This window comes from Nioella sp. MMSF_3534 (genome assembly GCF_030732985.1).
Lineage (GTDB): Bacteria > Pseudomonadota > Alphaproteobacteria > Rhodobacterales > Rhodobacteraceae > Nioella.
Genome location: NZ_JASHJX010000007.1, coordinates 54,576 through 76,593, shown reverse-complemented (window position 1 = coordinate 76,593; position 22,018 = coordinate 54,576). Strand labels below are relative to the sequence as shown.

Here is a 22,018-nt window from a genome sequence, read left to right as displayed (position 1 = left end):
CCAGACGGCCCGGCATGAGGATACGAGTAACGGGCACGCGCCCAGGGGGCAGTTCATGCCGAAGCACAGGTTTACGATCCTGTCGATGATGAAGGACGAGGGCCACTGCCTTCTGGAATGGGTGGCCTATCACCACCTGATCGGCTTCGATAACATCTGCGTCTACACCAACAACTGCCAGGACGGCACCGACGACATGCTGATCCGGTTGCAGGAGATGGGCTACTGCCAGCATTTCCGCAACGAGGTGCCAAAGGGCAAGAAACCGCAGCCGCATGCGCTGTGGCTTGCCGGAAAGAACCCGGAGATTTGCGGGTCCGACTGGGTTCTGACGATGGATGCCGATGAATTCGTCAACATCAAGCTTGGTGACGGCACCGTTCAGGAACTGGTCGATGCCATGCCCGATGGCACCGAAGGCATCATGATCACCTGGCGTTTCTATGGCTCCAACAACATCCTGGACTGGCGGCCCGGCCTGGTGACCGAAAGCTATACCCACGGCGCGCCGGACCGGTTCCGCAAGGGCTGGGGCGTCAAGTCGATGGTGCGGCCCTTCCCCGACATGAAATTCGGCATCCACCGTCCCTCGATCAAGCACAAGGCGTCGAAGGAAGGGCAGGTCGAAAAGCTGCTGGCGCTGAAATGGATGAATGGCGGCGGCAAGCCGATGACCGAAAGTTTCAAGAAAAGCGGCTGGCGGTCGACCGGGCCGACGCTGTCCTATGATTTCGTCGAGCTGAACCACTACGCGGTCAAAAGCTACGAGGCCTACCTGCTGCGCCGCCTGCGGGGCAACGTGAACAACAAGGAGGACAAGTATAACGCCTCCTATTTCTCGATCTTCGACCGCAACGAGCAGGAACCCAATGTCAGCGCCGCGCGCCACGCGCCCAAGGTCAAGGCGCTGATGGCGGAGATGTTGAAAGACTCCAAGCTCGCCACATTGCAGGACAAGGCGCTGGCCTATCACGCCGCCCGCGTCGACCAGCTGCGACACACCGGCGAATATGACGAATGGGTCGAAAGCCTGAGAGAGGCGGGCGCGGTCAGGATCGACCAGCTGGACGAGGTGCTGTTCACCCAGCATCTGCCCAAGGACACCCAGGAACTGGTGCGCAAGATGCAGGCCGATGGCGTGCCCAACAAGACCATCGCCAAGATGATCGCGCGGTCCACCGGCATCCGGAATGCCGAGAAGCGGCAGGATGCCACCGATGCGGAAGAGCTTGCCAAGATGACCGGGGTCGATCTCGAAACCGGTGAACGGCAGGACAAGCAACCCGAACCCGAACAGCCCCCCGCCGCCAACCTGGCCCCGGAAACCCGCGCCCGGCTGATCGCGCTGATCCAGAAGGCCCGCAAGACCGGCGATGTAATCGACGAGAGCGGGGCTGCTATATCCGAACCGGAACCTGTTGCTATGCCAGACGACAAACCCGCCGCCCCCGCCATCCGCCCCAAGCTGTCGCAACCTTTCCCCGGCAACGGGCGCAAGGTGGTGCTGTCCACGATGAAGAACGAAGGCCCCTATCTGCTGGAATGGATCGCCCATTACCGCAACCTGGGCTTCGATGATTTCGTTCTGTTTTCCAACGACTGCACCGACGGCACCAACCTGTTGCTCAACCGGCTCGATGCGATGGGGATCGTGCATCATTACGACAACCCGCTCGGCCCCCGCATGGACCCGCAGCGCCGGGCCTATTCCCGCGCCAACCAGATGGATGTGGTGCGCGATGCGTCCTGGGTGCTGATTGCCGATGCCGATGAGTTCCTCAATGTCCATGTGGGCGACGGCACCGTCGACGCGCTGCTCGACGCCTGCCCAGACAGTACCGAGGCAATCTCGATCAACTGGCGGCTCTTCGGCTCTGGCGGCCAGCGGCACATGATGCCCGAACCGGTGACACGGCGGTTCACCCGCGCCTGTCGCGTCGAGGACCCCGAAAGCGGGCTGGTCTGGGGGTTCAAGACGCTCTTCCGCCCGGCCAGTTTCGACTATTTCGGGGTGCACCGGCCTAGGTTTGAAAAGAAGGTCGAAATCCACCCCGACCAGGTCAACTGGGTCAACGCCCGTGGCGAGCCCATGGGCGAGAAATACCTGCGTGGCGGCTGGCGGTCCAACAAGAACATCGTGGCCTATGATTTCGCGCAGATGAACCACTACGCGATCAAGAGCCGCGAGGAGTTCCTGCTCAAACGCCTGCGCGGCACCGCCAATTCCAAGGACAAAAGCCGGATCGACCTGGGCTACTGGGACAAGTTCGATCTCAATTCCTGTGAAGATGCGTCGATCCGGTCGGGCGATCTGCAGGGCCGGATGGACGAGATGTTGCAGGATGGCGATCTGGCCGCATTGCACCGCGCCACGCTGGACAGCGCGCTTCGCACCATCGAAATGCAGCTGGAAGACCCGGAACTGCGCGAATTTGTCGAAGGCGACAGCCTGGCAGAGGTGGCCGCTCAGTAAGGGTGCTCGCGCCCGTCCCATGTCAGGAAACAGCCGGTCGAGGCCAGAGACAAGCCGTCAAAGCGCGCCAACAGCCCCGCTGCAGACTCTGCCACCGTGATGTCAGCCGCGGTGCCGCCCATGTCCGTCTGCACCCAACCGGGATGATAGATGCCCACTGCAATCCCCTCGGGCAGCAGTTCCGCCGCAAGGTTGCGCCCAAGGTTCAGCGCCGCCGCCTTGGACGCCCGGTAGATGAACGACCCGCCCGGCGCGCGTGTATCGCTGCCCATCTGTGACCCGATGATGGCGATCTTCGCGCCCGACGCGGCGCGCAGTTGTGGCAACAACGCCTGCACCGTCAGGAACACGCCGGTCACGTTGACGGCAAAGGTCTCGGCCCAAAGCGCCGGCGGAAATCCGTCATCAATCTGGTGCAGCTTGTCCAGATACACGCCCGCGTTGCACACCAGCAGTTCGACCGGGGCAGGATGCGCGTCTGCCAATGCGGCGACCGAACCCGGATCGGTCACATCCAGTGCGTGCCACGCCCCGACGCCATGGGTCTGACCATCGCGGCAGGTGCCCATAACCTCATCGCCGCGCGCCGACAGCGCCCTGACCAGTTCCAATCCGATGCCACGGGACGCCCCGGTCACGACTGCGCGCATGTCAGGTGCTCCGGCTCTTGGGGATGATCGGCAACGGCGCGACGGGAATGCCATCCTCGATCAGTGCCTTGGCCTCTTCCGGCTTGGCCTCGCCGTGGATCAGCCGGTCGGGGGCCTCACCCAGATGGATCTTGCGCGCCTCGCTGGCAAAGTTGCCGCCCACATAGGTGGAGTTCTCTTCCACATGTTTGCGCAACGCCTTGAGAGCCTCTTCCATCGGGTTGTCCGGCTGAGACAGCTTGACCGGTGCTGTGCCTTCGTGCTGCGAGGCGGATTTCGCAACGCCCGGCGCCATCATGGCCTTTTGCACAGCGCCGCCGCCACAGACGGAACAAGACAGCATCCCCCGCCCTTCGAGCGCCTCGAAGGCTTCGGCGGATTTGAACCAGCTGTCAAAGCTGTGGCCATCGGCGCATTTGAGCGTGTAACGGATCATGATCTCGAAACAGTAATCTTCGCGGGTGCAGAATCAAGCCCTGCAACGTCACAGAGGTGTCACAAGTACTTTCCCGGAGTGAAATTGCGAATGATTTTCTTCAGTTCCGGTTCATCGACGCGGGCCGCGGCCTTGCGTTGGGAAAACCATTTCAGCTTGCGGATGCCTTCCTCGGGAAATTCTCGCTCCAGCTTGCGCACTTCCAGCGGAAACACGGCAACGATGCAAGGGGTCCGGCCATCATCCGGCAGCGACTTGGTGTAGGAATAGAAGCCCGCGCAGGTTTCGCTGATCACCCCGCGCAACCCGCCTTCCTCCCACGCTTCCTGTGCGGCGGCCTCGGCCGGGGTCTTGCCATCCATCGGCCAGCCCTTGGGAATGATCCAGCGCCCGGTATCGCGGCTGGTCATCAGCAGGATTTCAACCTCGGACTTCCTGCGCCGGAACGGCAGCGCGGCGAACTGCATTCGCGGCTCGCGCTTTCCCGCGCCGTCCAGTCGCATGGGCGCTTGATATGTTCGAAAGCTTCCCATCTGCGCTTGGGTGCCTCTTGTCGTGACGATGCTGCTCAACCATCAATCTAAGCGGAAATTCCGGGATCGCAAACAGAAGGGCTTGAATTGCGGCCATTGGGCGCGAAGTCTTTTCGGACAATGGCCGGAAAATCACGCATAACCGATACCGATCCCCCGCAAGGCCCGTCCGACGGGGAAACCCGGCCGCTGTTCTTCGGCTCCGAGATATACCGGCATTCCTCTTACGGTGCGCATCATCCCCTGCGGGTGCCGCGTGTATCGACCGTCATGGACCTGTCGCGCGCCTTGGGCTGGCTGCCACCCGGCCAATACCGAAACAGCCCTCGTGCCAAGCCCGCCGCGCTGACGATCTGGCATACACCCGACTATCTCTCTGCCCTGCAAGAGGCCGAGGCCCGGCAAGAGGTCAGCCCGGAGACCCGCGACCGACACGGGATCGGCACGGTGTCGAACCCGGTCTATGGCGAAATGTTCCGCCGCCCCGCCACCGCCGCAGGGGCATCCCTGCTGGCAGGCGAGCTGCTGGCTGGAGGTGGTGTCATCTACCATCCCGGCGGCGGCACCCACCACGCCCTGCCCGACCGGGCAAACGGGTTCTGCTACCTCAACGACCCGGTTCTTGCGATGCTGTCCCTGCGACGCGCAGGTGCGCAGCGCATCGCCTATGTCGATATCGACGCCCATCACTGCGACGGGGTCGAACATGGCTTTGCCGGCGATCCCGACACGCTGCTGATCTCGGTGCACGAGGACCGCCGCTGGCCGTTCACCGGCGCACTTTCTGACGACGGCGGTGGCAACTGCTTCAACCTGCCAGTGCCGCGCGGGTTGAATGACAGCGACATGGCCCTGATCCGCGACAGCCTGATCCTGCCCGCGCTGCACGCCTTCCGCCCTGACGCCATCGTCCTGCAATGCGGCGCGGACGCGGTCGAGGAAGACCCGCTGTCGCGCCTGACTCTGTCCAATAACGCCCATTGGGCCGTGGTCAGTGCAATCATGGACCTGAACGCCCCGCGCCTGCTGGTTCTGGGCGGGGGTGGCTACAACCCGTGGTCCGTCGGCAGGCTCTGGACCGGGGTCTGGGCTACCCTGAACGGTCTTGAGATCCCCGACCGCCTGCCGCCAGAGGCTGAGGCGGTTCTGCGCGCGTTGAGATGGGACAAGGCCCGGCGCGGGAAGAACCCGCCGGACCACTGGTTTACCACCCTGCGCGATGCGCCTCGTGACGGGCCGATCCAGAGCCAGCTTCGCCACGATCTGGGGCGACTGACCGCGCGGCTCAGTCGATGGTAAACTCGACAATCACGTTTTCCCGATCCGGGTATGCGGACCCTTTGCTGATATAAACCTCCAGCCAACTGGACTGCAGCAGGAAGGACGTGTCGATCTGGTCGGGGCCGGTTTCTGGTGTGTCAAAGGTGGTATCCGTTCCACCGATAATGCGCACATGCGCGGCCTGACCGGGCCGCACGCGAAGGAAGAAACACTCGGTCAGCGCGTGAAAGGAGGTTGCGTGCACCTGCGCGGAATTCGTTCCGGGGGCGAATTCAATCACCCTGCATTCGGCATGGGCGGCGGCGGTGGCCAGGGTCAAGGCGGTCAGGGCAGCGGCAAGAAGGCGGGTCATGGTCAGGGGCTCCGTGGGTCAGTCATTATGTCTGACCCGAGCCTAGGCAAACCGGAAAGCTGAAGGCATGGGGGCAATCCCCCATCCTTGCCACGCGGAAAGAACGCCCCCAAGGATCATCGCCTTGGGGCACGTTGTTCAATGCTATTCAGGTGCTCTGCCGCCTGTCTCACCCAACGGTTGCAGGAAGTCGAAATCGCATCCCGCATCGGCCTGAAGCACGGTTTCCGCATAGAGCCGGTCATAGCCGCGCCGTTTCTCGGGCGGGACGTTGACCGGCTGCCAGTCTGCGCGGCGGCGGGCAAGCTCGTCCTCGTCCACCAGCAACTCGATGGATTTGTTCGCCACCGACAGGCGGATCCGGTCACCGTCGCGCACAAGGGCCAGCGGCCCGCCCACGGACGCCTCGGGCGCCACATGCAGCACGATGGTGCCAAAAGCCGTACCCGACATGCGCGCATCCGAGATGCGGACCATGTCCTTCACGCCCCTGGAGCTCAGCTTCTTCGGGATCGGCAGGTAGCCCGCCTCGGGCATGCCGGAGGCGCTTTTGGGGCCTGCATTCTGCAACACCATGAAGTCATCCTCGGTGATGTCGAGATCAGGGTCATCCACGCGGTTCGCCAGATCCTCCAGCGAGGTGAAGACGACCGCGCGGCCTTCCTTCTCGAAAAGCGTCGGATCGGCGGCGGAGCGTTTCAGGATCGCGCCCCTCGGCGCGAGATTGCCAAAGAGCGCGACCAGCCCGCCCTGGGGTTCCAGCGGCTCCTCGGCCCTGGCGATGATGCGGTGATCGACATAGCCGGGGTCCTCCTCGAGCCGGTCGCCAAGCGTCGTGCCGGCAACGGTCAGCGTGTCGAGATGCAAAAGCGGTTTCAACTCGCGCAGCACGGCGCCAGCGCCACCGGCGAAGAAGAAATCCTCCATGTAATGCTGACCCACCGGCTTGAGGTTCACAAGCACCGGCGTGGTGTCCGACAGCTCGTTCAGGCGGTTGAGCGAGATCTTGATGCCAAGCCGCCCGGCCACAGCCGTGAGGTGGACGATGGCATTGGTGGACCCGCCCACGGCCAGCAACATCCGAAGCGCGTTTTCGACGGATTTCTCGGTGATCACCTCGCTCGGGCGGATCGGGTTGTCGATCATCCGCGCCGCCGCGAGGCCAGAGGCCTCGGCCGCACGCAGGCGATCGGCATGAACCGCCGGGATCGCGGCGGTGCCGGGCAGCGACATGCCGAGCGTTTCTGCGATGCAGGCCATGGTCGAGGCCGTGCCCATCACCGCGCAGGTGCCCGAGGTCGTGGCCAGCCGCCCCTCGATATCGTCAATTTGCGCCTTGGAGACTTCGCCCGCGCGGAACTTGCCCCAGAAGCGGCGGCAATCAGTGCAGGCACCAAGCCGTTCTTCCTGGTAGCGCGAGGTCATCATCGGCCCGGCGACCAGCTGCACGGCGGGCAGATCGGCAGAGGCCGCGCCCATCAGCTGCGCGGGCACGGTCTTGTCGCAGCCGCCAAGCAGAACCACCGCATCCATCGGTTGGGCGCGGATCATCTCTTCGGTGTCCATGGACATGAGGTTGCGGAACTTGAGGCTGGTGGGGTTGAGGTAGACCTCGCCCAGGGAGATCGTCGGAAACTCGATGGGCAACCCGCCGCCCAGAAGAACGCCCCGCTTCACCGCCTCCACCAGTTCGGGGAAATGGCGGTGACAGTTGTTGAAGCCTGAAAAGCTGTTGGCGATGCCGACGATGGGTTTCTTCAGCACCTCCTTCGAATAGCCCATGGAGGCGGCGAAGGAGTTGCGCAGGTAGACCGAGAAATCCCGGTCCCCGTAGTTTGTCAGCCCGCGGGCGAAGCCCTGGTCCTTCTTGTCGCTCATGCGCCCAACTCCGGCAGCTTGGTCTTGATGTATTTGGGGTTCAGATAGTCATGGACGCCGAGCGATCCGCCCTCGCGCCCCATGCCGCTTTCCTTGATGCCGCCGAACGGGGCCTCTGCCGTGGCCAGCAGCATTTCGTTCACCCCGACCATGCCAAGCTCCAGATCCTCGGAGGCGCGCGTGGCCAGGCCGAGATCGTTGGTGAACACATAGCCCGCGAGCCCGAAGGGCAGCGCATTGGCGCGCTCCATCACCTCGTCGTAATCGGTGAAAGTGGTGATCGGAGCAATGGGGCCGAAGGGTTCCTCGGTCATCACCATCGCGCTGTCCGGCACCCGGCCCAGAACCGTGGGCTCGAAGAAATAGCCCTGGTTGCGGCCATCGGGCACGCGCCCCCCGGCCAGCAGATCGGCGCCTTTCGACACGGCATCCTCGGTCACCCTGCGGATGGTCTCCACCCCGCGGCGGTTGGCCATCGGGCCGACCTGAACACCCTCTTCCAGCCCGGTGCCGATCTTCAGCCCCTTGGCAATGTCAGCGAAGCGGCCCGCGAAGTCCTCATAGCGGGATTCGTGGACATAGAAGCGGGTCGGCGAGATGCAGACCTGCCCGCAGTTGCGGAACTTGGTGGGCGCGCAGACCTCGGCGGCCTTTACGGGATCGAAATCCTTGAAGACCACCACGGGACCATGCCCGCCCAGTTCCATCGAGACCTTCTTCACCCCTTCAGCGGCCAGCGCGAGGATCTGCTTGCCCACGGGCACGGACCCGGTGACCGAGACCTTCTTGACGATGGGGGACCGGATCAACTGCTCCGCAATTGCGCCGGAGTTTCCAGTGACGAAGTTGACCACGCCAGCCGGAATCCCCGCGTCGTGACAGGCCTGCACCAGCGCCGCGCAGGAGGCGGGTGTTTCACCTGCGGGCTTGATGATGATGGAACAGCCCGCCCCAAGCGCCGCCGCGATTTTTCGCGCGGGCAGAAGCGCGGGGAAGTTCCACGCGGAAAAGGCCGCAACCACGCCCACGGGCTGGTAGATCACCGACATGCGGCTGTCGGGCGTGCGTGCCTCGATGATCTGGCCGTAGAGACGCTTGGTTTCCTCGGAATACCACTCGAATTGATCCGCCGCCGCGCCGGTTTCGCCAAGCGCCTCGGCCTTGGGCTTGCCGGTTTCCAGCGACATGAGCGTGGCGATCTGATCCGCCCGTTCGCGGATCAGGTCCGCCGCGCGGCGGATCTTGGCGGCGCGGTCCCAGGTTCCGGTGCGTTTCCAGACGGCGAAGCCCTCCTTCGCGGCCTTCAGGGCGGCATCCACGTCGGCCTCGGTCGCCATGGCGATGGTGCCAAGCGCGTCCTCGGTCGCGGGATCTGTAACCGGTTTGGTCTGGCCATCCGATGCGGGGCGCCATTCCCCTTTGATATAGAGGTCGAGATCTTGATACATATTGTCCCTCAAATCTTCGAGTTCAGGTAAGCCGCCTGGACGTCATCCACCCAGTTGCCGACATTCCACGAGCCATAGGCCCCCATTGACGCGATCGGATCGCGCCCCGCGTAGACCGGGATATGGACCAGTGACAGCCCGTCATGGGAGAAGGCATTGTCCAGCGCGGCGTTGAGGCTGGCCTTGGTCGTGCCCGCATAAATCGCCCGCACGCCCGACACGGCGCCCGCCATCGCGGCGTAATCCACGGCAACGGAGTCGTTGGTTTTGAACTCTCGCCCGTACTGGTCGTACTGAAGCCCGGTGATCGCCGCCATGCGCCGGTTGTCGAAAAGCGCGATCATGCCCCGAACGCCATGTTCCACCGCGTCGATCAGGATCTGCGGGTTCATCATGAACGACCCGTCGCCGGTGAAGGCGATGCCGTAGGGCGCATCGGTTTCCCCCGCCAGCCCAAGCAGCGCGGACCCGGAAAAGCCCATGAAGCTCGCCCCGGTTTCGGTGTAGGTCTGGCCCGGCATGTCATCCTCGACGATCTGGAACCCGTTGGCCTGCACGTCGCCCGCGTCGAAGAACTTGATCGCACCAACGCGGTTGGCGAAGGAGGACACGGTGTGGATGGCGGCGGGCTGTGTCAGGACGGGCACCTTCCAGACCGCGTCCATGATCGGCGCGGCCCCGGTCCGTTCCGCCTTGAAGCGGGTCCATTCGTCCTTCCTGGCCTCGCAGGCGCGTAACCAGTCGGTGCGCAGCTCGGCCCCCGTGCCATCACCCAGATGCTTTAGCAGCTTGCCGATCACGGCGCTGATGTCACCCGGCAGGCCCACGGTGTTGGCGTAGTGATCGAGGTCGTCAAAATCGCCGTTGATGTTGATGACGGCCTTGGCATTGGGATAGCCCGCGCCTGAACAATCGGCCTGGCACACCCCCCGGCTGCCGATGATGACCACCGCCTCGGCCTGTTCCATCGCGTGGTTGCCGCTGATCGAGCCCTTGGACCCGCCCACATGCATATTCTGCACATGGGCATCCATCATCACGCCGGTCGATCCGGGCGACAGCACCACCGGCGCGCCGATCCGCGTGGCGAACTCGCGCAGCGCCTCATGATGTTTGCGGGTGCCGCCCCCGGCCTTGATCGTGACCTTTTCGACCGTGCGTAGAATACCTGCGGCTTCAGCAAAGGCATCCGGGGTCGCGGGCACCAGCGCGGGCTGCGCGCTGCGCCCCGGAAGGGTGCCGGTGTTGACCTTCACGCGCTCGGGCTGGGTGTTGATCGGCAAGAGGATGTAGAACGGCCCCGCCTTGTAGGGGTGATGCACGCAGGCCGTGCCCCGCCGCAGGCATTCGCGCAACGCGCCGGGCGTGTGCAGCGTGTAGGATTGCCCCATCAGCGCGCCCATCTTGCCGAAAATCCCCTGTTCGGGCTTCGGCACCTGCTGCATGTTGTAGCCTTCGCCGCGCGTCGTCTCGTCCCCGTAGATGTGGTAGACGCCAACCCCGTTCGACGCGGCGGCGAGCGAGCCCGCCATCGCCTGCAAGCCCCCCGGCCCGATGGAGGTAACGACTGCGGGCGTGTTGCCCGTCACCCAGGCATGGGCGGTTGCGGCATGGGCCATCTCCACCTCGTTGCGGCAGTTGACGACATTCACGACGCCTTCCTCGTGATAGATGCGCAGCACCTCGCCCAGATCGGTCGAGCCATGGCCGAAGATCGCGTAATACTGGGTCACCCCCTGCTTCAGAAGGCCGACGATCAACGCCTCCGACAGCGTCAGTTCGACGATCCCCCCGCCAAAGGTCATGTCCACGTCGGCCTTTGCCAACCGGACGGCGCGGGCGCGGATTTCGCGGGCGACGGGATCGTTCTTTTCGGTTTCGTCAAGCATCGGCTTTGACCTCGTTCTTGGGTTGTTTCTTGGCCTTGAATTCGCTCACGGCCTGAAGACCGATCACCAGTAAGGCGAGAGAGAAGAAAATCAGCACCGTGGGCGAGCTGTAGAAGATCTCGGGATCGCCCATGGACAGCATCATCGCGGTGCGGAACTCGTTTTCCAGCGTCGGCCCCAGCACCATGCCAAGGATGATCGGCGTGATCGGCACCCGGAACGAGACCAGCACATAGGCCGCAACCCCGATCGCCCCCATGGCGTAGATGTCGAAGACGCTGTTGCGGATCGAAAAGGCCCCGATGGCGCAGAGCACCAGAACGGCAACCGCCAACAGTTCGCGGGGGATCTTCAGCACATGCACGAACAGGCGGATGCCCATCAGTTGCAGACCAAGCACCCACAGATAGGCCAGCACCACGGCGACATACATGCCATAGACCTCGCCCGCATGGTTCATGAACAGCGCCGGACCGGGGGTGATACCGTGGATCATCAGGCCCGCCAGCACGATGGCCGTGGCCGGATCGCCGGGAATACCAAGCGACAGAAGCGGGATCAGTGTGCCACCCGTGACCGCGTTGTTGGCGGTCTCGGGCGCGACCACACCCTCGATATTGCCCTTGCCGAAACTCTCGGGCTTCTTGGAGAACCGCTTGGCGTGATCATAGGCCAGGAAAGAGGCGATGGCGCCGCCGGTTCCGGGAATGGCGCCGATGCCGGTGCCCATCACCGAACATTTGATCATCAGCCACAGGTTGCGGCCAAGCAGGCCAATCGAGGGCAGTTCCGCCTTCACGCGGCTGATCCTCTGGGATTTCTCCGGCATGGAGGTCTTGACCGCGAAGGCCTCGATGATGAAGGGCACCGCAAAGAGACCGATCATGGCCACCAGCAGGTTCACACCCTGCATCATGTTCACGCTGCCGAAGGTCATGCGCTGCACACCGTCAATCGTGTCGATGCCGATGGTCATGATCATCAGGCCGAGCGCCCCGCTGATCAGCCCCTTGATGAGTGATCCACCGCACAGGCCACAGATCGTGGACAGGCCGAAGAGGACGAGCGCGAAGATCTCCGCCGGGCCGAAGGAAATGGCGACGCGCGACACAAGGTCGACCGAGACGATCATCACGATCAGGCTGAAGACACCGCCGAAGACCGAGACGATCACAGCCGTCCCAAGCGCGATGGAGGCATTGCCCTGCTTGGTCATCGGATGGCCGTCCAGCACCGTGGCGGCGGCCGAGGGCGTACCCGGTATGCCCAGAAGGATGGCCGAGACCGAGCCGCCGGTCATGCCGCCGATATAGGTGCCCAACAGCAGGCCGATGGCGGGCACCGGGTCCATGCTGAAGGTGATCGGCAAGGCCAGCGCCAAGGCGACCGTGAAGGTCAGTCCGGGGATCGAGCCGAAGATCAGCCCGATCAATGCCCCAAGACCGATCGAGGCAATGGCCATGGGCGTCATGGCAGACGCAAGAGCTTGAAGGAAGATTTCCATGGCGGTTATCCGATATTGAACCAGCTGCCATTGGCCAGGTAGATCCCGAGAAGCTTCTCGAAGAACAGCCAGCAGCCGAGTGTCATGCCAAGGGTCATGCCAAGGATCGTTTTCCACGATCTCAGGCGCAGATGGATGACCAGCACGAACAGGATGAGAATGGGGGTGGCGATCAGGAAGCCGAGTTTCTGCAAGAGAAACCCGTAGGCAGAGATTTCGACAGCCACGAGGATCATGGATCCCCAACGTTCGGAGGACGCCTCTTCTATGGCATCCACATCGCCCGTGCCTGCCTTGCCTGCCGGGGTTCGACCCAGCAGATAGGTTCGGATCAGCAGCAGGATGCAAAGCCCCCCGAGAATGATCCCGAGCACCATGGGAAAGGCTCTTGGTCCGATGTCGCCATGCCCCCAGCCCGTCGGGATCGTATCAATGACCAGCCAGGTCCAGACCGCCGAAAGCGCCAGCAGGCTCAGGCTCAGGGCCACGTCTTTTGCACTGTTGGTCATTGATACGTCTCCTGCTGTTCCGGCTTATTGGGCCATGCCGAGTTCGGTCAGCAACGCGCCATAGAAGGCATCGTCCTCGGCGATCAGCGCACCGAATTCTGCGGCGGGCAGGAAGGCCGGTGTAAAGCCGATATTGCCCGATGCTTCCTGGAAGGTGTCGCTCATGACGGCGGCTTCCGCCGCGGCCTGAAGGGCGGCAACAACGTCATCGGGGGTGCCCGCCGGGGCGGCCAGACCGCGCCACATCGAGATATTCACGTCATATCCCTGCTCCATCGCCGTCGCCACATCGGGCAGCACGTTGACCCGGGTATCGCCGGTCACGGCCAGCACGTTCAGCTCTCCCGCCTCGACATAGGAGGCAAACTGGCCGGGCCACTGGATGGCGGCGTCGATGCGTTCCGCCAGCAGTTCCACCGGGGCACGCCCGTCGCCATAGGCGATATAGGCCACCTGCTCGCCGATCCCGAGCGCATCGAAGAGCGCCGCCGAGGTCAGGTGGGTGAACGACCCGCGCCCGGAAATGCCGACGCGCAGCACATCACCAGAGGCCTGAACGGCTTCGACCATGTCAGAGAGATCTTCCCAACCGGTCGACGCATTCACCGCCAGCGCCGGGATCTCGGTCGAAACCCGCGCAATCGGTGTGAAGGCCTCGTAGTTGAAGTCGATCCGGCCCATGTGATTGCCGGTGTTGATGGAATTGGAGTTCCAGACGATGTTGTAGCCATCCGCGGGCGTGTTCACCACGTAGGAATAACCGACCGCGCCACCGCCGCCGGTCCGGCTTACGGGCACGATTGGCTGGCTCATTTCCTGCGACATCAGGTCGGTCAGAAGCTGCGCGATGGAGTTCGCGGTGCCACCGAACAGGATGGTCATCTCGATCGGCCGGTCGGGGAACTCCGCCTGAGCGGTCCCGGCGAAGCTCATCGCTGCGGCGGCCAGCAGGCCGGTTGTGGCTCTGCGCAATGTCTTGATCTTTGTCATTGTCTTTCCTCCCAGTTGGTTGATGGTCTGCGCCCCTCCTCCGGAGACGCGGTCTTTCGCGTGTCAAAGGCCTCTTCTGTGGGCCTCGGCACGATCCTGCCGCGCGGATTGCGCGATCTGTTCCCGCCCGGGCACATGGTTGCGCAGGGCGTCGAGGATCTTTTCGGGCGTTGCGGGCAGGGATTTGATGCGCACGCCGATGGCATCGTAGATCGCGTTCATGATCGCGGGCGCGGTCGGCACCAGGGCCGGCTCGCCGATGCCCTTGGCCTGAAGCGGGCTCAGCGGATCGGGGTCCTCGACGATGACGCAGTTGATCTGCGGAATATCCAGCGAGGTGGGCAGGATATACTTGGCGAACCCGTGGGTCGTCGTGTAGCCCTTCTCGGTCTGATAATCCTCCATCAGCGCCTGGCCGAGGCCCTGCACAACGCCGCCCTCGATCTGGCCCTCGACGCCGCGCGGGTTGATCGCCCGGCCCACGTCATGCGCGGCCCAGATGCCCAGAACCTGCACCTCTCCGGTCCATGTATCGACCTCGACCTCGGCGATCTGGGTGCCGAAAACATAGGCCTGCCACGGGCTGCCGGAGCCATCGACCGGATCGAGCCCGGTGCCATGCGCGGTGAAGGATGCGGACCCCACGGGCACGACGCCGCGCCCCTTGCAGGTCTTCACGGCCTCATCCATCGACATGCGCAGGTTCGTGTCCTGCGCCCAAAGCTCTCCGTTGAAGGCGCGCAGGCTGTCCACCGGCACATCCCAGTGATCGGCGATCTCGGCAAAGAGCTTGGCGCGCGCGTCGCGCGAGGCCAAAGCCACGGAATTGCCGATCATGTAGGTCTGGCGCGTGGCGCCCGCATGGGCGGCCTCGGGCGAGCGCGAAGTATCGTTGTCGCCGATGGTCACGTCCTCGGGCCGCACGCCCAGTTCCTCCGCCGCGACCTGCGCCAGCACCGTCAGGATGCCCTCGCCGATCTCGGTCACGCCGGTGACGATCTTGGCGGTGCCGCCGTCATCCAGTTCCGCCCAGGCCCCGGCCCGGTCGATGGTGGCGGTCCGGGCGATGCCGTACCAGCTTGACGCCATTCCGCGTCCGCGCATCTTGCGGTTCATGATGCAACCCTTTCGTCTTTCGTTTGGGTGTCCGTCGGTTCTCCGATCCGGGCGCCAAGCGTGCAGGGCTTGCGCGTATCCGGCCCGCCGAGGTCATTGCGACGCGGGCCGCGCACCTTGGGTGCGCCCGCTTCCCAACGCGAGGCTTCCTCCGCCGCGTCCAGAACCCTGTCGAGCGAGGCGGTGGTCAGTTCCTGCTGCGTATGCGTGCGCGAGCCGATCCGCATCATGTTGATGCGGCGCAGTTCGAACGGGTCCATGTCCAGCGCTTCGGCGGCCATGTCCATCATGCTCTCGGTTGCGAATTGCGCCTGCATGCCGCCGAAGGTGCGGAACGCGCCCGAGGGGGTGTTGTTGGTGTAGACCACCTTGGTATCGACCTTGAGGTTATGCACCTCGTAGGGCCCGCAGGACAGGATCGCCGCCTTGCGCATCACGCCTTCACTCGACATCCCGTAGGCGCCGCCATCGCTGAGCATGTCGAACTCGATCGCGGTGATCTCGCCGGACCACTTGAGGCCCATCTTGTACCTGACCCGAGACGGGTGCCGCTTGGCGCTCGCCACAAGGCTTTCTTCTCGGGTGAAGTTCAGTTGCACCGGGCGATGCGTCTTCATCGCGGCAAGCGCCAGCATGCCCTGGTAGATCATGTCCTCCTTGCCGCCGAAGCCGCCGCCCACGGGGCTCATGATGAAGCGCACCTTATTGATCGGCAGGGCAAGGATTTCGGCCAGCATGTGGCGGTGATGGGTGATATTCTGCGAGGGCGAGAGCACCGTCACCACGTCATCGTGATCCACATAGGCGATGCCCGCTTCCGGCTCCAGATAGGCATGTTCGACCTGTTGGGTGCGGAACTCGTCCTCCAGGATCAGGTCGGCCTCGGCAAAGCCCTTGGCGATGTCGCCCTTGCGGATCGGGATATGCTTGATGACATTGTCCTGCGCGTAATCGTGGATGACCGGCGCACCGTCGACAAGGGCATCCTCGGGCGCGTAGACGCCCGGCAGTTCCTCGTATTCCACCTTGATCTTGGCCAGCGCACGGCGCGCGGTGATCAGGTCTTCGGCAGCCACGGCAGCCACCGCCTCACCGAAATGGCGCACCTTGCCGCGTGCCATCACCGGCTGGTCATGAACGAAGACGCCGAACCCGTCCGTGCCGGGCACATCGGCAGAGGTGATCACGCAGGCCACGCCCTCCATCGCCTCGGCTTCGCTGGTGTCGATGGAGACGATCCGCGCATGAGGCATCGGCGCGCGCAGCACCTGCATTTGCAGCATGTCGACCATCTTCATGTCGGCGGCATATTTCAGACGCCCCGACACTTTCGACGGCGCATCCAGACGGCGCACATTGGCCCCGATGAAGGACTCGCCCGTCGCATCCTCGTCCAGCGCGGTTTCCGGCAATCGGCCCGCAATCACGTCGCGGGCGATCTCGACCGCCTCGAAGATCTTGGTGTAGCCGGTGCAGCGGCAGATATTGCCGCCAAGGCGTTCCTTGATCTCCTCGATCCCCGCATCGGGGTTTTCGCGCAAGGCCGAGGTGGCGGCCATCACCATGCCGGGGATGCAATAGCCGCACTGGCTGGCCCCGGTCTTGTGAAAGGCCTGCTGCACCGGGGTGAGAGAGCCGGGCCGCGCCAGCCCTTCGATGGTTTCGATCTTCGCGCCATCGGCCTTGGCGGCAGGCATCAGGCAGGATTTCACCAGCTTGCCGTCGACGAAGACGGAACAGGTGCCGCATTCGCCCGCGCCGCAGCCTTCCTTGGTGCCGGTGAGGTTCAGATCCTCGCGCAGGAAATCCAGCAGGCGTTTATGCGGCTCGGACTGTTTCACGACCTTGCGGCCGTTCACATCCATGGTCAGGTCGATCTTAGGCATTCTCGGTCTCCCCGAAATTCTTGAACTTGGCGCCGATTTCCGGCTGGTTGGCGAGCGCCTCTTCCAGCCCGGCGCGCACGAAATTCACCACCACGTCGCGGCGGTATTCCTTGCGGCTGCGTGACCCGACGGAGTCGGCGGCGCTTTCCGCCACCCGCTGGATCAGCTCTTGCGTGATGCGCTCGCCTTTCAGGCGCCGTTCGGCGTCGCGCAGGCGGATGGGCCGTGGTCCGACCCCGCCGAGCGCCAGCCGGACATCCTCGAACACGGTGCCGGTGCTGTCGGCGCGCACCAGAGCGGCGCAACAGGCGACCGAGATCACCAGCGACCGGCGCTGCCCCACCTTCTGGAACGAGCCGCCATAGCCATAGGCGCTGTCCACGGTGACGGCGGTGGCAATCTCGCCGGGTTGAATGAGGGTCCGGCCCGGGCCTTCGATGAAATCCGCGACGGGAACGGACCGCCGCCGGACGGCGCCATCCTCCAGCCGCGTCAGTTCGATCTCGCCATTCAGGGCCACGACCGGGGGGGTGCCGTCGGCAACCGGTGATGCATTCACCAGATTGCCGACGACGGTTGCCTGTTCACGGATCTGGTCGTCGGCAAACCAGATCGCGCAATAGGGCATACAGGGAAGGTTGGTCATCAGGGTGCGGTCGGTCAGGAAATCCTGATAGACGGTTGCGGCCCCCAGACGAATGCGCCCCTTGTCACAGGAATACCCCTTCAGTTCAGGGATCTTCGTGACGTCGATCAGCGCGGGGATCTCGACATCCCCTGCCCGGCCCTCGCGGGCCCAGGGCAGGATGTCGGTGGCACCGGAGACGAGCCGGCTGCCATCCGGTGCCTCAGCCCAGAGGCGCAGGGCCTCTTCAAGGGTTTTCGGAACGTGGTAGCTCTCACAGATCAGCATTGGCTCGTCTCCCTCGTGCAACCTTATTCCGCCGCGACCTTGCCGGCTTCGGCGTGCTTGTTCTTGACCACCACCTTGATGGCGTCCTCGACCCGGTCCTTGGCGTAGCGCAGGGCCTCTTCGAGATCGGTCATTTCAAAGGTGTGGGTGTGGATCAGCGTGGCGTCGAAGCGCTTCTGCCGCATGAAGGCCTCGGCCCGGTGCGTGGCGGTCTTGCCCTCGCCACGGATGCCGTAGAGGTAGATGTTGTTGCGCACCAGATAGGCGACATCGACCTCGGGGCTGTTATGCGGGAAGGCCGCGAGACAGATCTTGCCGCCCCGGTTCACCATCTGCGCGGCCTCGTTCAGGCCATTGGGCGCACCGGCGCATTCCACAACGTAATCGACGCCCTTGCCGCCGGTCAGTTCGCGGACCTTTTCGACCACATCCTCGTTGCGAACGTTGATCACGTGATCGGCGCCAAGCTGCTTGCCAATCTCCAGACGGTTGTCGCGGGTGCCGGTCAGGATCACCGGCTGCGCGCCAAGGGCCTTGGCCACGGCCGCGCCCATCAGACCGATCGGGCCGGGGCCGGTCACGACCACGCTTTCACCCGCAACAAGGCCGCCCAGTTCGGTCAGGCCGTACATCGCCGTGCCAGCCGTCACGACCAGCGTCGCTTCTTCGTCGGACATGGAGTCATCGACATGGACAAGCGTATTGATGTTGTTCACCGCGTATTCGGCAAAGCCGCCATCGGTGGTGAAGCCATTGGCGCGGTGGCCCTTGTCCACGTCGCCGTAGTTCTTCCCGTAGTTGTGGCAGGACGTGTACATACCCTGACGGCAGCGCTTGCACTGGCCACAACCGGCGTGGATTTCCACCGTCACACGTTCACCGATCTCGTATTCATCGACACCGGGGCCAAGCGCCACGACGGTGCCCATGTATTCATGGCCCGGCGTGAAGTTCTTGTTGAACGGATCGCCGCCATGGATCTGGGCGGGCGGGCCGTGATGGATGATCTCAAGGTCGGTCGCACAGATTGCGACCGCGTCGATACGGACCAGAACCTCCGCCTTGCCCGGCACGGGAACCGGCTTGTCCGAAAGCGTCAGTTCGCCGGGATCGCCCAGAACCCAGGCTTTCATCGTCTCGGGCACCGGGTAATCCGGGCTGGTTTTCACATTGGCGGGAAGCGTCATGTCCTGTCCTCCTAAGGTTGCTAACGGGGCTGCTAACGTTGCGCGTTTCGCAGCTTGTTCGAGAATATGTTGGCCGCCTCGATCATCTGGCGGGTCAGTTGGGCCTTGCGCTCCTCGGTCGCCTCGCTGGCGGGCAGCGTCGTCGAGATGGACGCCACGACCGCGCCGCCCCCTTCGCGGATGGCCGACCCGATGCAGACGACGCCCTCGCGCAGTTCCTCGTTGTCGATGGCGTATTTGAAGCGGCGCACGCTGCGCAGCTCTTCCACGAGACCGGACAGGCTGTTGATCGTGTTGGGCGTGTAGGATTTCAGCCCATTGGTCGAGATGATCCGCACAAGCTCCGTATCGGGGATCCAGGCAAGAATGGCCTTGCCCGTCGCGGTTGCGTGCAGCGCGGTCATCTTTTCGACCTCGTTTGGCTCTTGCAGGGTCGAGGCCGCGGCGGGAAAGCTGAGCTTGGTCAGCAGCGACGTTTCGCTGAGCACGGCAAGCTGCACGCCGAGGCCGAGCTGTTCGCCCAAGCGCCGCAGGTCTTCGCGCAGCAGAACCGCCGGGTCGGAGTCATGCTCCATCATCTCCAGAAGCTCCCGAACCCGCGGGCCAAGCGCATATCCACGGCTGCGGCTGATATGGGTCAGATACCCCCGCGCCACGAGCGTCATGACAAGGTGATGGCAGGTCGAGGCGTTCAGGCCGATCCGATCCGACAATTCCGACAAGGTGATGCCGTCGATTTCACCGGCTGCCAGTTCCAGAAGCGTCAGGGCCCGATCAACGGACTGGATCGTCCGAACCGGTTTTTGCGGGCTGCGCAGCACGCCTCGCAGGTCATTTGCCGACCGGTCCTGGGTGTGAAGCTGTTCGTTCATGATCTGGCGATCTCCTCTGGCATCAGGGTTTCGAAATGGGCCCCTCAGGGCAAGATAATTTGATTATATTGGCTATAATTTGATATCGTGAAACTTAATTCGACCACGCAAGGACGCCGACAGATCACCCAGGATGAAAAAAATACCAAATATCAATGGGCTAGAGATTTCCCCCCCAGCTCTCCGCCATTGCTGCAATTGCGAAGACCATACGCAGCCTTCCCCTCTCAAAGAGGCGAATCGGGGGCGTTGCCACTGGGCTGGCCGTGACATAGATCGCAGATCACAGGCCGCTAATTTCACAATATCAAATTCACGATCCAGAACTCCGTTTTGTTGACAGCTGCTCTGGACTTTCGCCAATGGGCAACCAAATGCCCGTAACACGTAAGCTTCGGGGCGAACCCATCGGTCGGGGCAGACAAGAGAGGATGACCTCAAGATGAAATTCATAGCCTATGTCAGTCAGGCCGAGCGGCCCTTCTCTCAGGAAGATCTTGGCGAATTGCTGCGCCACAGCCGCGCGCGGAATGAACAGGACGGCGTCACGGGATGCCTCGTCTATCGCTTCAACGAGGATTTCCGCCGCGGAAATTTCATTCAGGTTCTGGAAGGGCCGGACGCGGCCATTGACGATGTCTGGCGCCGGATTTCCAACGATACAAGGCACCATACGGTTGTGGTGATCGACGAGGGGCCGATTGACGACAGGATGTTTTCCAACTGGTCCATGGGCTTCAAGAATGTCGACGCCGATGACCTGACAGGCGTCGAAGGTTTCGCCGATCTCGGCAGCGATGCCTTCTGGCAACGGGCCAGCGACGGCGAACTGTCCAACGGGCTGCAATTGCTGCGCAGCTTCTACGAGGGCTGAGCGCCGCCCGCTTTCGGTCCGCCTCAGCCCGGCCGCGCCAGCCTTTCGATCCCGCGGTCGATCGACACCGCGACGACCAGCAGCAGGCCGGTCACGATCAGCCGCGCCTCATTGGCCACGCCCATCAGGTTCAGCCCGTTCGACACGGTTGCGATGATCAGCGCCCCGAACAGGGCGCCGACAACCATGCCGCGCCCGCCGAACAGGCTCACCCCGCCAATGACCGCCGCCGCGATGCTTTCCAGCAGCAGCGCCCCGCCGCCGACGCCGCCGCCCGACGATACCGACACGCCAAGCGAGCGGGAGGCCGACAGGATGCCGCCGAAAGCCGCCATGCCGCCCGCGATGGCGAACGCCGTGATCTTGATGCGGTCTACCTTGATGCCCGCCCGCCGCGCGGCCTCGGCATTGTTGCCGATGGCATAAAGATAGGTGCCAAAGCGCGTTTCCGATGTGATGTAGGACATGACCCCAAGCAGCGCGAGGAACAGGATGACCGGCATCGGCAACCCCCGCTGGTTTTCCAGAAAGACCAGAACCCCGACAAGAAACAGCGCCACGATGACCACCGGCAGCAGAACGCCCGCGTTGAAGGATGCAGACAGCCCCGCCCGCTGGCGCGACCGCCATGTCGATCCCATGACCAGGGCGAACAGCGCGATGGCGCACAGCACCAGCCCCCAGGCCATTGGGCCGGTCACATGGGTCGCGGCAAGCTGATCGACACCGGAATTCATCAGGTTATAGCGGCCCGTGCGGGGCAGCAGCAGCAACTGGATGCCGTTCAGCACCAGCCCCACGCCAAGCGTCACCACGAAGGACGGCACCCCGATCAGCGTCACCCACCTTGCCGAGGCCGCGCCGACAAGCCCGCCCAGCGCAACGCCCGCAAGGATCGCAAGCGGCACCGGCAGGCCGAAATCCATCACCAGCTTGGCCATGAAGACGGACGCCACGCCCGAGGTTGCGGCGACAGACAGGTCAATCTCACCGGTTAGCAGCACGAAGACGAGGCCAAGCGCAATGATCCCGGTCACGGTCGATTGCACCAGAAGGTTCGACAGGTTGCGGCTGGTCAGGAACACATCCGACTGCGTTGCGAAGAAAAGGAACAGCGCGATCAGGCCAACGGCCACCGGCACGAAGCTAAGCTCATTGCCCAGACGCTCCGTCAGCGACCGTGTCGGCGTCGCCGTGGGCGTGGGGGGGATGGATATATCGGTCATT

19 protein-coding genes are annotated in these 22,018 nt (G+C 63.6%); 3 read left to right on the top strand and 16 right to left on the bottom strand.

What is annotated here, in order from left to right:
- Window positions 1-55 precede the first annotated feature (55 nt).
- Complete coding sequence (locus RBB16_RS04770; protein WP_306045075.1) at window positions 56-2,473, top strand: glycosyltransferase family 2 protein; 2,418 nt, start codon at window positions 56-58, stop codon at window positions 2,471-2,473.
- Here the strand turns inward: RBB16_RS04770 and RBB16_RS04765 are convergent.
- Genes RBB16_RS04765 through RBB16_RS04755 form a run of 3 tightly spaced genes read right to left on the bottom strand, consistent with a single transcriptional unit; the run spans window position 2,467 to window position 4,026 of the window.
- Complete coding sequence (locus tag RBB16_RS04765; protein ID WP_306045074.1) at window positions 2,467-3,123, bottom strand: SDR family oxidoreductase; 657 nt, start codon at window positions 3,121-3,123, stop codon at window positions 2,467-2,469. The genes RBB16_RS04770 and RBB16_RS04765 overlap by 7 nt on opposite strands.
- Before the next feature lies 1 nt (window position 3,124).
- Window positions 3,125-3,559, bottom strand: coding sequence for a DUF1178 family protein (locus tag RBB16_RS04760; protein WP_306045073.1), 435 nt, complete (start codon window positions 3,557-3,559; stop codon window positions 3,125-3,127).
- Between the two features lie 59 nt (window positions 3,560-3,618).
- Window positions 3,619-4,026, bottom strand: a complete 408-nt coding sequence (locus tag RBB16_RS04755; protein ID WP_306045072.1) for an NUDIX hydrolase — start codon at window positions 4,024-4,026, stop codon at window positions 3,619-3,621.
- Window positions 4,027-4,212: 186 nt separating this feature from the next.
- Between RBB16_RS04755 and RBB16_RS04750 the strand changes: the two genes are divergently transcribed.
- Window positions 4,213-5,391, top strand: coding sequence for an acetoin utilization protein AcuC (locus tag RBB16_RS04750; protein WP_306045071.1), 1,179 nt, complete (start codon window positions 4,213-4,215; stop codon window positions 5,389-5,391).
- On the opposite strand, the gene RBB16_RS04745 is transcribed toward RBB16_RS04750, so the two are convergent.
- The 12 genes from RBB16_RS04745 to RBB16_RS04690 form a co-directional block, all read right to left on the bottom strand.
- Window positions 5,378-5,725 (bottom strand): hypothetical protein, encoded by a 348-nt coding sequence (locus tag RBB16_RS04745; protein WP_306045070.1) that lies wholly within the window; start codon window positions 5,723-5,725, stop codon window positions 5,378-5,380. The genes RBB16_RS04750 and RBB16_RS04745 overlap by 14 nt on opposite strands.
- A gap of 144 nt (window positions 5,726-5,869) precedes the next feature.
- Entirely contained in the window at window positions 5,870-7,603 is a 1,734-nt protein-coding gene (locus RBB16_RS04740; protein ID WP_306045069.1) for an IlvD/Edd family dehydratase, read from the bottom strand.
- Complete coding sequence (locus RBB16_RS04735; protein ID WP_306045068.1) at window positions 7,600-9,051, bottom strand: NAD-dependent succinate-semialdehyde dehydrogenase; 1,452 nt, start codon at window positions 9,049-9,051, stop codon at window positions 7,600-7,602. The genes RBB16_RS04740 and RBB16_RS04735 overlap by 4 nt, the downstream gene beginning before the upstream one ends.
- Before the next feature lie 8 nt (window positions 9,052-9,059).
- Window positions 9,060-10,940 carry a thiamine pyrophosphate-dependent enzyme gene (locus RBB16_RS04730; RefSeq protein WP_306045067.1) on the bottom strand — a complete coding sequence of 627 codons (1,881 nt, stop codon included), beginning with the start codon at window positions 10,938-10,940 and terminating at the stop codon, window positions 9,060-9,062.
- Window positions 10,933-12,444, bottom strand: a complete 1,512-nt coding sequence (locus RBB16_RS04725) for a tripartite tricarboxylate transporter permease (RefSeq protein ID WP_306045066.1) — start codon at window positions 12,442-12,444, stop codon at window positions 10,933-10,935. The genes RBB16_RS04730 and RBB16_RS04725 overlap by 8 nt, the downstream gene beginning before the upstream one ends.
- 5 nt (window positions 12,445-12,449) lie before the next feature.
- Complete coding sequence (locus tag RBB16_RS04720; protein WP_306045065.1) at window positions 12,450-12,953, bottom strand: tripartite tricarboxylate transporter TctB family protein; 504 nt, start codon at window positions 12,951-12,953, stop codon at window positions 12,450-12,452.
- Window positions 12,954-12,977: 24 nt separating this feature from the next.
- Window positions 12,978-13,943, bottom strand: coding sequence for a tripartite tricarboxylate transporter substrate binding protein (locus tag RBB16_RS04715; protein WP_306045064.1), 966 nt, complete (start codon window positions 13,941-13,943; stop codon window positions 12,978-12,980).
- A gap of 63 nt (window positions 13,944-14,006) precedes the next feature.
- On the bottom strand, window positions 14,007-15,059 hold the full coding sequence (locus RBB16_RS04710) for a xanthine dehydrogenase family protein molybdopterin-binding subunit (RefSeq protein ID WP_306045063.1): 1,053 nt from the start codon (window positions 15,057-15,059) through the stop codon (window positions 14,007-14,009).
- Window positions 15,056-16,945 carry a molybdopterin cofactor-binding domain-containing protein gene (locus RBB16_RS04705; protein WP_306045062.1) on the bottom strand — a complete coding sequence of 630 codons (1,890 nt, stop codon included), beginning with the start codon at window positions 16,943-16,945 and terminating at the stop codon, window positions 15,056-15,058. Before RBB16_RS04705 ends, RBB16_RS04710 begins: the two co-directional genes overlap by 4 nt.
- A complete protein-coding gene (locus tag RBB16_RS04700; RefSeq protein WP_306045061.1) occupies window positions 16,938-17,858 on the bottom strand; it encodes a xanthine dehydrogenase family protein subunit M in 921 nt (306 codons plus the stop codon). Before RBB16_RS04700 ends, RBB16_RS04705 begins: the two co-directional genes overlap by 8 nt.
- Window positions 17,859-17,881: 23 nt before the next feature.
- On the bottom strand, window positions 17,882-19,045 hold the full coding sequence (locus RBB16_RS04695; RefSeq protein ID WP_306045060.1) for a zinc-binding dehydrogenase: 1,164 nt from the start codon (window positions 19,043-19,045) through the stop codon (window positions 17,882-17,884).
- A gap of 32 nt (window positions 19,046-19,077) precedes the next feature.
- Window positions 19,078-19,917, bottom strand: a complete 840-nt coding sequence (locus RBB16_RS04690; RefSeq protein WP_306045059.1) for an IclR family transcriptional regulator — start codon at window positions 19,915-19,917, stop codon at window positions 19,078-19,080.
- 442 nt (window positions 19,918-20,359) lie between these two features.
- On the opposite strand from RBB16_RS04690, the gene RBB16_RS04685 reads away from it, so the two are divergent.
- Entirely contained in the window at window positions 20,360-20,791 is a 432-nt protein-coding gene (locus tag RBB16_RS04685) for a BLUF domain-containing protein (RefSeq protein ID WP_306045058.1), read from the top strand.
- A gap of 23 nt (window positions 20,792-20,814) precedes the next feature.
- Here the strand turns inward: RBB16_RS04685 and RBB16_RS04680 are convergent, their stop codons facing one another.
- Window positions 20,815-22,017, bottom strand: coding sequence for an ABC transporter permease (locus tag RBB16_RS04680; protein ID WP_306045057.1), 1,203 nt, complete (start codon window positions 22,015-22,017; stop codon window positions 20,815-20,817).
- Window position 22,018: the final 1 nt, after the last annotated feature.

What these genes read in the sequence shown, in the direction of transcription:
- RBB16_RS04740 (WP_306045069.1), bottom strand. Translation starts at nt 7,603, where the DNA reads ATGAGCGACAAGAAGGACCAGGGCTTCGCCCGCGGGCTGACAAACTAC.
- RBB16_RS04750 (WP_306045071.1), top strand. Translation starts at nt 4,213, where the DNA reads ATGGCCGGAAAATCACGCATAACCGATACCGATCCCCCGCAAGGCCCG.
- RBB16_RS04765 (WP_306045074.1), bottom strand. Translation starts at nt 3,123, where the DNA reads ATGCGCGCAGTCGTGACCGGGGCGTCCCGTGGCATCGGATTGGAACTG.
- RBB16_RS04685 (WP_306045058.1), top strand. Translation starts at nt 20,360, where the DNA reads ATGAAATTCATAGCCTATGTCAGTCAGGCCGAGCGGCCCTTCTCTCAG.
- RBB16_RS04770 (WP_306045075.1), top strand. Translation starts at nt 56, where the DNA reads ATGCCGAAGCACAGGTTTACGATCCTGTCGATGATGAAGGACGAGGGC.
- RBB16_RS04735 (WP_306045068.1), bottom strand. Translation starts at nt 9,051, where the DNA reads ATGTATCAAGATCTCGACCTCTATATCAAAGGGGAATGGCGCCCCGCA.
- RBB16_RS04730 (WP_306045067.1), bottom strand. Translation starts at nt 10,940, where the DNA reads ATGCTTGACGAAACCGAAAAGAACGATCCCGTCGCCCGCGAAATCCGC.
- RBB16_RS04725 (WP_306045066.1), bottom strand. Translation starts at nt 12,444, where the DNA reads ATGGAAATCTTCCTTCAAGCTCTTGCGTCTGCCATGACGCCCATGGCC.
- RBB16_RS04710 (WP_306045063.1), bottom strand. Translation starts at nt 15,059, where the DNA reads ATGAACCGCAAGATGCGCGGACGCGGAATGGCGTCAAGCTGGTACGGC.
- RBB16_RS04690 (WP_306045059.1), bottom strand. Translation starts at nt 19,917, where the DNA reads ATGAACGAACAGCTTCACACCCAGGACCGGTCGGCAAATGACCTGCGA.
- RBB16_RS04755 (WP_306045072.1), bottom strand. Translation starts at nt 4,026, where the DNA reads ATGCAGTTCGCCGCGCTGCCGTTCCGGCGCAGGAAGTCCGAGGTTGAA.
- RBB16_RS04745 (WP_306045070.1), bottom strand. Translation starts at nt 5,725, where the DNA reads ATGACCCGCCTTCTTGCCGCTGCCCTGACCGCCTTGACCCTGGCCACC.
- RBB16_RS04760 (WP_306045073.1), bottom strand. Translation starts at nt 3,559, where the DNA reads ATGATCCGTTACACGCTCAAATGCGCCGATGGCCACAGCTTTGACAGC.
- RBB16_RS04695 (WP_306045060.1), bottom strand. Translation starts at nt 19,045, where the DNA reads ATGACGCTTCCCGCCAATGTGAAAACCAGCCCGGATTACCCGGTGCCC.
- RBB16_RS04715 (WP_306045064.1), bottom strand. Translation starts at nt 13,943, where the DNA reads ATGACAAAGATCAAGACATTGCGCAGAGCCACAACCGGCCTGCTGGCC.
- RBB16_RS04705 (WP_306045062.1), bottom strand. Translation starts at nt 16,945, where the DNA reads ATGCCTAAGATCGACCTGACCATGGATGTGAACGGCCGCAAGGTCGTG.
- RBB16_RS04700 (WP_306045061.1), bottom strand. Translation starts at nt 17,858, where the DNA reads ATGCTGATCTGTGAGAGCTACCACGTTCCGAAAACCCTTGAAGAGGCC.
- RBB16_RS04680 (WP_306045057.1), bottom strand. Translation starts at nt 22,017, where the DNA reads ATGACCGATATATCCATCCCCCCCACGCCCACGGCGACGCCGACACGG.
- RBB16_RS04720 (WP_306045065.1), bottom strand. Translation starts at nt 12,953, where the DNA reads ATGACCAACAGTGCAAAAGACGTGGCCCTGAGCCTGAGCCTGCTGGCG.